General features: G+C 60.5%; 7 protein-coding genes and 1 tRNA gene. 2 read left to right on the top strand and 6 right to left on the bottom strand.

From position 1 onward, the window contains the following. Nucleotides 1-129 precede the first annotated feature (129 nt). The 6 genes from HMPREF2842_RS08620 to HMPREF2842_RS08595 all read right to left on the bottom strand — a co-directional run bounded on the left by HMPREF2842_RS08620 (nt 130) and on the right by HMPREF2842_RS08595 (nt 4,783). Nucleotides 130-1,185 (bottom strand): ThiF family adenylyltransferase, encoded by a 1,056-nt coding sequence (locus HMPREF2842_RS08620; RefSeq protein WP_070644283.1) that lies wholly within the window; start codon nt 1,183-1,185, stop codon nt 130-132. Then, nucleotides 1,176-1,946 carry a thiazole synthase gene (locus tag HMPREF2842_RS08615; protein WP_049347554.1) on the bottom strand — a complete coding sequence of 257 codons (771 nt, stop codon included), beginning with the start codon at nt 1,944-1,946 and terminating at the stop codon, nt 1,176-1,178. The genes HMPREF2842_RS08620 and HMPREF2842_RS08615 overlap by 10 nt, the downstream gene beginning before the upstream one ends. Nucleotides 1,947-2,089: 143 nt before the next feature. Then, nucleotides 2,090-2,287: a sulfur carrier protein ThiS gene (gene thiS / locus HMPREF2842_RS08610; protein ID WP_049338535.1), complete on the bottom strand. Its 198-nt coding sequence runs from the start codon at nt 2,285-2,287 to the stop codon at nt 2,090-2,092. 48 nt (nt 2,288-2,335) lie between these two features. Continuing rightward, nucleotides 2,336-3,418: a glycine oxidase ThiO gene (thiO, locus tag HMPREF2842_RS08605; protein WP_070644280.1), complete on the bottom strand. Its 1,083-nt coding sequence runs from the start codon at nt 3,416-3,418 to the stop codon at nt 2,336-2,338. A gap of 2 nt (nt 3,419-3,420) precedes the next feature. Further along, complete coding sequence (locus HMPREF2842_RS08600; RefSeq protein ID WP_070644279.1) at nt 3,421-4,041, bottom strand: thiamine phosphate synthase; 621 nt, start codon at nt 4,039-4,041, stop codon at nt 3,421-3,423. Nucleotides 4,042-4,709: 668 nt separating this feature from the next. After that, nucleotides 4,710-4,783, bottom strand: a tRNA-Gly gene (locus HMPREF2842_RS08595). Between the two features lie 153 nt (nt 4,784-4,936). On the opposite strand from HMPREF2842_RS08595, the gene dcd reads away from it, so the two are divergent. Together dcd and HMPREF2842_RS08585 are read left to right on the top strand one after the other, a co-directional pair. Continuing rightward, on the top strand, nt 4,937-5,536 hold the full coding sequence (dcd, locus tag HMPREF2842_RS08590; RefSeq protein WP_005509013.1) for a dCTP deaminase: 600 nt from the start codon (nt 4,937-4,939) through the stop codon (nt 5,534-5,536). Between the two features lie 129 nt (nt 5,537-5,665). After that, nucleotides 5,666-6,997 (top strand): septin family protein, encoded by a 1,332-nt coding sequence (locus HMPREF2842_RS08585; RefSeq protein ID WP_070644278.1) that lies wholly within the window; start codon nt 5,666-5,668, stop codon nt 6,995-6,997. Nucleotides 6,998-7,155: the final 158 nt, after the last annotated feature.

The raw sequence follows: 7,155 nt of genomic DNA, 5'->3' as shown, positions 1-7,155 counted from the left end.
CTTCGGGCACCCTGATGTCACTACGGACGATACCGCTTTCCTTACGATTAGGCGCGCTATGCCCTTCCTCCGCGCCTACAGGGGACCCTGATGTCGCCTCCGGAAGGGATAGCTACGCCTTGTATGCGTTTAGATAGCCGTGAGGCGCACCCCGTACTCGCCCGCCAGCTCCGCGTACGCCTGCACAAAGCGCTGCGCTCGCGCACCCGAGGCACAGAAAACGCCCACACGCTGATCACGCACCGACTCAAACAGGCTCAGCAGCTCCGCGGACACGTCGGTTGCCGGCAACAGCGACCCCTCAGCGTCGCTCAGCTGCGACAACGGCACATGCAAAGAACCCTCATGCTTCACCGACTCCTCACGCTCGGGCACCTCACGCACATCCAGCAGAACCTGCGGAACCTCATGCGCCGACAAATCCACCGGCACCACACGCGCCGGATCCGGCACCGCCCCAAACGACGTACACGTACCCGACAAGGCATCATACGTCAGTAGAGTACCCGCCGCTGTCGGCAAGCCGCTCACATGCTTGAGCACCTCCGTCGCCATCAGCGAACCCACCACAGCTGTTGTCGCACCCAACACCCCGGCAAGCGCACACGACTCCACCGTCTGCGGAATCGTCGGAAAAATATCACGCAAATGCGCGCCATCCGGCTCAAAAAGACTCACCGACCCGCCAAAACGCAAAACTGTGCCCCACACCAGCGGCAAACCCGCAACCTGCGCAGCATCCGCAATCAGATACTTTGACGCAAACGTATCCGTACAATCCACCACACAATCCGGTGCCGACGCGGCGAAAAGATCCAAAATCCAGGACGCATCCACATGCCGAATCGTTGTCTCAACCGTCAACGACGGGCACAGCTCCAGGGCACGGCGCGCCGCAACCTCCGCCTTCGGCTCACCCACATCAGACACACCAAAAAGCGGCTGACGCTGAATATTCGACAGCTCCACCGAATCAGAATCCACAATATGCAGATACCCCACACCAGCCGCCGCCAACGCCTGCACCACCGGACAACCCAAACCACCAGCACCAATTACCAACACGCGGGCAGCCGCCACCGCATCCTGATCAAAGCCCGGCAGGCGACGCTGACGGTCCGTGCGCTCGCGATCCAGGCGCGCATGCTCCGGATTCACCGGGGTAGGGGCAAGGTTTACATCCACGAGACAAAACCCTCCGACGGCGACGACGCCTTCGCGTGCTCACGCACCGGAATACGGCCGGCCTCACGCGCCAACGCGCCCGCCTGCACCGCAAACTTCATCGCCTGAGCCATCGCCACCGGATCCTCAGCACGATTCACCGCCGACGCCAACAACACCGCATCACAACCCAGCTCCATCGCCAGCGCCGCGTCGGAGGCGGTACCCACGCCGGCATCCAGAACCACCGGAACCTGCGCGCGAGAAGCAATCAGCTCAATATTGTGCGGGTTCAAAATGCCCAGACCGGTACCAATCGGCGCGCCCAACGGCATAACCGCCGCAACGCCCGCATCCTCCAGGCGAGCTGCAGCCACCGGATCGTCAGAGGTGTACGCGAGCACCGTGAAATCCTCAGCGACCAGCTGCTCGCAAGCGTTCAACAGCTCCACGGTGTCCGGCAGCAGGGTGTCTTCGTCGTGGATGATCTCGACCTTCACCCAGGAAGTGCCCAGTGCCTCGCGGGCGAGCATCGCGGTCATCACCGCATCGGCTGCGGTGCGGCACCCTGCGGTATTAGGTAGCGGCGCAATATTGAGCTTCTGCAGAAGCGGAAAAATGGGGGTGCCTGCGGCGTGACGGCGCATGGCAACGGTCGTCATTTCGGTGCCGGAGGCGATGAGCGCCTGCTCGAGCAGGTCCATGCTGGTTGCGCCTCCGGAACCCATGATAAGGCGGGAGTTGAAGGTGCGGTCGCCGATGGTGAGCGGTGTGAGGCTCATGGTGTTCTCCTCTGTGGGAACGTCTAAATAACGGGGTCTGCTGGTTGGTGCGGGGCGCTACGGTGCGCCCGGTTTAGGGAACAAAAACCGAGAATATCTGTTCTTTTTTGCCGGTGGGTATCTCTCCGGTACAGGCTGAAAGATTAGCCGCCCTGAACGGCGGTGAGGGCATCCACCCTATCGCCCTCGTTCAGCGGGACATCCAGCCACGTGGAACGCGGCACAATACTGCGGTTAAGGGCTACTGCCACGCCCGCCTCGGTACCAAACTGGTCCATGACAAGGTCAAATACGGTGGGGGCGTTGGTGGTTAGCGGCTCGCCGTTGTAGGTGATGATCATGCGAAATCCTTTCGTGAAGGTGCCGGGTGCATCCGGCGGGGACTGTGTTTAGTGGGTGAATCGTGCCGGGTCGCATGCCTGCATGATGGGCGGAATCTCAGCCCCGCAGGCGACCTCTGCACCAACCTTGCCGGCGAGTGCGGCAAGCAGAATACCGTGGCGGAAATAGCCCGTGGACACGAGCTGGCGGGTGCCGTCGGCACGAGTGCGGTACCCGAAGATGGGCAGGTCGTCCGGGGTGCCGGGGCGGGCGCCGACGTTCGCCTCCAGAAGCTCGCACTCTTCAACGGCGGGCACCAGGCGGATTGCGTCACGTAGCAGCTGGTGTACGCCGTCAATGGCGGGTAGTGTGCGGTGGTCTTCGCGGCTGGTCGCGCCGATGCACAGCTCCCCGTCTGGGCGGGGGATGAGGTAGACGGGGCGGGAGTTCACGTAGCCGCGCACTACATGCTTGAGGATGGGCCGCGGCGCGCGTAGACGCAGAATATCCCCGTAGACGGGGCGTAGCGGGTAGTCCCCGTGCAGTGTTGCCCCTAGTCCAGTGCAGATAATGTCGCCCGCATCCGGGTCGGTGACCCGTTCGGTGCTGAAGGTGACACCGCGGCGGGTGAGGGCGTCTTTGAGGGCGCGCCTCATGAGCCGCGGGTGCAGCTGATGGTCACTGGGGATGCTCACGGCGCCGGCGATACGCGGGGCCAGGAGCGGTTCGAGGGTGCGCGCCTGCGTGGGGGTGACGGGGTCTGCGGGGCGGTTCATGTCCCGGTAGTAGGCGCGGGTGCGTTGCAGGTGCTCGGCGTCGGCGCGGTCGGCTGCGACAATGAGCGTGCCGGTGGTGTCGTAGCCGGTGGGCAGGTCGGTGGCGCGGCTGAGCCTCTCCATGAGGGAGGGGTATGCGTCGGCGCTGGCGGTCATGAGCGGGAAGAGCTCATCCTGCTGGAATTGCACTTCTGCGATGGGCGCGAGCATGCCGCCGGCGTAGTGGCTAGCGGCAGGGTAGAGCGCCGTGCCGTCGGCGGTGGTGCCGTAGTCGCTGGTTTCGGCGTCGATGAGGTGCACGTTCTCGCCGCGTTCGGTGAGCTCAAACGCGGTGGTGAGGCCAATGATTCCGCCGCCAATGATGGTGATGGTCATGGCTATGCCTGCAGCGCGGGGTTGTCAACGAAGGCGCGGACCATGGCGATTCCGGCAACTCCGGTGGTGCGGATGGCGGGGCAGTCTTCGGGGGTGATGTCGCCGATAGCTACGGTGGGTACGGCGGACAGTTCGGCAAGTTCGCGGAGCCCATCAATGCCGAGGGGCGGGCGGTTGGACTGCTTGGTGGGGCTGGGGCGGAACGGCCCGGTGCCAATGTAGTCGATAAGGTGCGCAATCTTGTTGGACTCTTCGACGAGCTGCCGGGTGCCGGTGGTCAGACCGATGATTGCGTCGGCGCCGAGGAGGGCACGGGCGTCGGCTACGGGCAGGTCGTCTTGACCGATGTGCACGCCGTCAACGCGCACGCCGCGGGCACGCAGCGCGAGGGCGACGTCTACACGGTCGTCGATGAGGAGGGTCTGGTGCGGCTGGATGATGCCGGCGATAGCTTCGGTGAGCTGGTAGAGCTCGCGCGCGCTGATGGGTTTGGACCTAACTTGGATGCAGGTGGCGTGTTTGGCTGCCCGGACGGTTTCGAGGGGGTTGTCGCCTGTGACGAGGTAGAGGTTCAGGTCGAGGGGGCGTGCGGGGGTGGTGTAGGGGTGCGTTTCGCGGGTCATGCGGGTCTACGATTCGTCGTCGAGTAGATGTTTTTGAGCAATTCTCTCATTGAATTTCTGTGGTTAGGTTAGCACAACTGTGTGGTGAGTTGAACATCCTTCAAGCGTTTTGAGGCGTCTTGCGGGGTGTGTTCCTCGCTCGGGTAGGGGACGACCGACACGCTACACACTTCCTTCGCTCCTACAGGGGCACCCGCCCTCGCAGAGCTCGGGCACCCTGATGTCGCTTCAGGAAGGTATAGCTGTGCTGCGCGCTCGCATGTGTATCGGCACCCCTTTGGGAAGGTACCCTGACCTCCCAAACTGAACCACCGCAATGCCCTGAACTCAACATTCATTCCCGGCGAGCTGTCTGCGGTACCTCACCCGAGTATTCCCCACCCCGCCTCCGCGCACACCCTTCCCAAGCCGAGCAGCCCGCGGCTCGCTCCCGACGCACCCCGCACCCACTACTCCACCTCCCGGAGAGGGGAGAGGATAGTAGGGGAGAGGTCGGTATGTTCCGTCGCGACATCAGGGTGTCCGAAGCGGAGCGAGGACGGGTTCCCTGCAGGAGCAAGGAACATACCGCCTCGACCCGTCCAACCCAAGCCGCATCCTAAACTCTCAGCCCAACCACCGCATCCAACCTAAAAAATAAAGCCCCAAACCATAAGGTCCGGGGCTTGTGGAGCGGCTGACGGGAATCGAACCCGCGTATCAGGCTTGGGAAGCGTGCGCTCTACCATTGAGCTACAGCCGCATCTTTTTCAGTGTATCGCGCTTGCTTGTCGGGGGTGAAATGTGTCGCGGTTGTTTGTGCGCGGGGTGGCGGGGTTGAAATGTGATGTAGGCCTGTGTGCTGGGGCTGGTGGATGCCTGCACGTGGGTGGTGTTTGCCAGGTATCCTTTAAGCGTGCTTATTTCAGATCGCGATATTCGTCAAGAGATTGCTGATGGGCGCATCGTTCTTGATCCGTTCGATGAGTCGATGATTCAGCCTGCAAGTGTGGACGTGAGGATTGATCGTTTCTTCCGTCTGTTCGATAACCATAAGTACCCGCATATTGATCCTGCTCAGCCGCAGGAGGATTTGACGCGCCTGGTGGAGGTGGCTCCTGATGAGCCGTTTATTCTGCATCCGGGTGAGTTTGTGTTGGGTTCTACGTATGAGAAGGTGACTCTGCCTGATGATGTGGCTGCCCGCCTGGAGGGTAAGTCGTCGTTGGGTCGTCTGGGTCTTCTGACTCACTCTACGGCTGGTTTTATTGATCCTGGTTTTTCGGGGCATGTGACGCTTGAGTTGTCGAATATGGCGACTTTGCCGATTATGTTGTGGCCGGGTTCTAAGGTTGGTCAGTTGTGTTTCTTCCGTTTGAGTAGCCCGACTGAGCATCCGTATGGTTCTGGCGCGTATGGTAACCGTTACCAGGGTCAGCGTGGCCCGACTGCTTCGCGTAGTTATTTGAATTTTCATCAGACGATGATTCCTGCGGATGGTTCTGTGGAGTCTTAGTCTTTCCCGCTTTGGGGTGCGGGCGTGCAGGCTGTGTGTTTGTGCGCCCGCGTTGGGCGGTTTTCGCCTGTTGTGCTCGTGCGTTCACTCGCGTGCGGGTTTTTATCTCTCACTCTCTAAGGATTTTTGATGAATCTGAAGCCTGTTGTTCTGCGTGTTGCTGGCGCGGAAGTTTCTTTGTATCTGATTGATATGTCGGACTCTTTTGTGGAGCGTTTTAAGAAGGCGTGGGAGCCTCTTGCTCCGGAGTTTTTTGATACTCCTGATGAGGCGTATGCTTCGTTGTCTCGTTTTGATCAGGTGATGCTGGTTCATGCGCCGACTGATGAGTCGGTGATGGATTTGGCGAATCCGTTGATGGGTTCGTTTGATAAGGTTTCGACGCTGCGTGTGGCTGATGATGATTCGGGTATGCAGGATCTGACGAGCCGTATTACGTTGGCGATGATTGAGCAGCTGGTTGGTCGCGGTGTGATGCTGCATGCGGCTGTTATTGGTGACCCTGAGTCGAAGCGCGCTGTTGCGCTGGTGGGTGTTTCTGGTAGCGGTAAGACGACTGCGTCGCGTTTCTTGGGTTCGAAGTTTGCGTACCTGACTGATGAGACTGCGATTATTTCGGATGAGGGTGTTGTGTCGCCGTATCCGAAGCCGTTGTCTGTGATTGTTGACCCGAATGCGCCGAAGGATCAGCAGAACCCGGTGGATCTGGGTCTGAATGTGGTTGATCGTGATGACCTCAGCTATGAGCTGTCGCGTATTGTGTTCATTTCTCGTGATGAGTCGGCTTCGGAGCCGTATTTTGAGCGTGTTCCGCTGCATGAGGCTTTGGTGTTCTTGAGTGAGCAGAGCTCGGGTCTGGCGCGTCACCCTGAGGGTGTTGTGTCGCTGGCTAAGCTGGTGGAGCGTTGCGGTGGCGTGTGGCGCCTGGTGTACTCGGAGGTTGAGGATACTCTGCCGCTGGTTCAGGATCTGCTGAATGGTGGCGAGCTGCCGAACGCTGATGAGGTTGAGAACCTGGAGAAGTACACGGTTGAGGATCACCTGCCGGGTGTGTTCTTGAACGGTACGATTGCGGTGTCTCGTATGCCGGGTACTTCGGGTGTGCGTGTGGGTGAGGACGGCCCGTTCTTGCTGCTGTGTGACACTGAGCTGAATGAGCTGTCTGATTTTGCGGCGGAGTGCTGGCTGCAGGCTGAGGGCGACATTTCGTACGATGACCTGTTTGCGCGTCTGGCTGAGATCTTTGAGGGTCTGCCTGCGGAGGCGTATGACGAGAACCTGAGCGCTCTGGCGGCTGGTTCGATGCTGTGGGTTCGTGTGATTGATGATCCGCTGATTGATGACGCGACCTGGGCTCAGATGACTAGCGATGAGGTTCTGGATGAGGAGGAGCAGCAGATTGCGCTGGATTCCTCTGAGGATGCTGTCTCTGATGATGAGGATGATGTGGTGGAGGACTAGCCACTGCGGTTCTCTGGTATAGCTCTCTGGCGCGGCTTACTGAGCTCTGCTTGGTAGGCACTGCTTAAGCACGAGGGAGGGGCGGGTAGAAGAATGATCTTCTACCCGCCCCTCCCTGTGTGTTTGCGGGCTTGTATTTGCGGGGGGGGGGGGGGGGG

Source organism: Rothia sp. HMSC069C10 (assembly GCF_001812205.1).
GTDB classification, from domain to species: domain Bacteria; phylum Actinomycetota; class Actinomycetes; order Actinomycetales; family Micrococcaceae; genus Rothia; species Rothia mucilaginosa.
The sequence above is the reverse complement of the archived record's forward strand: the minus strand, read 5'-3'. Positions and strand labels throughout refer to the sequence as shown.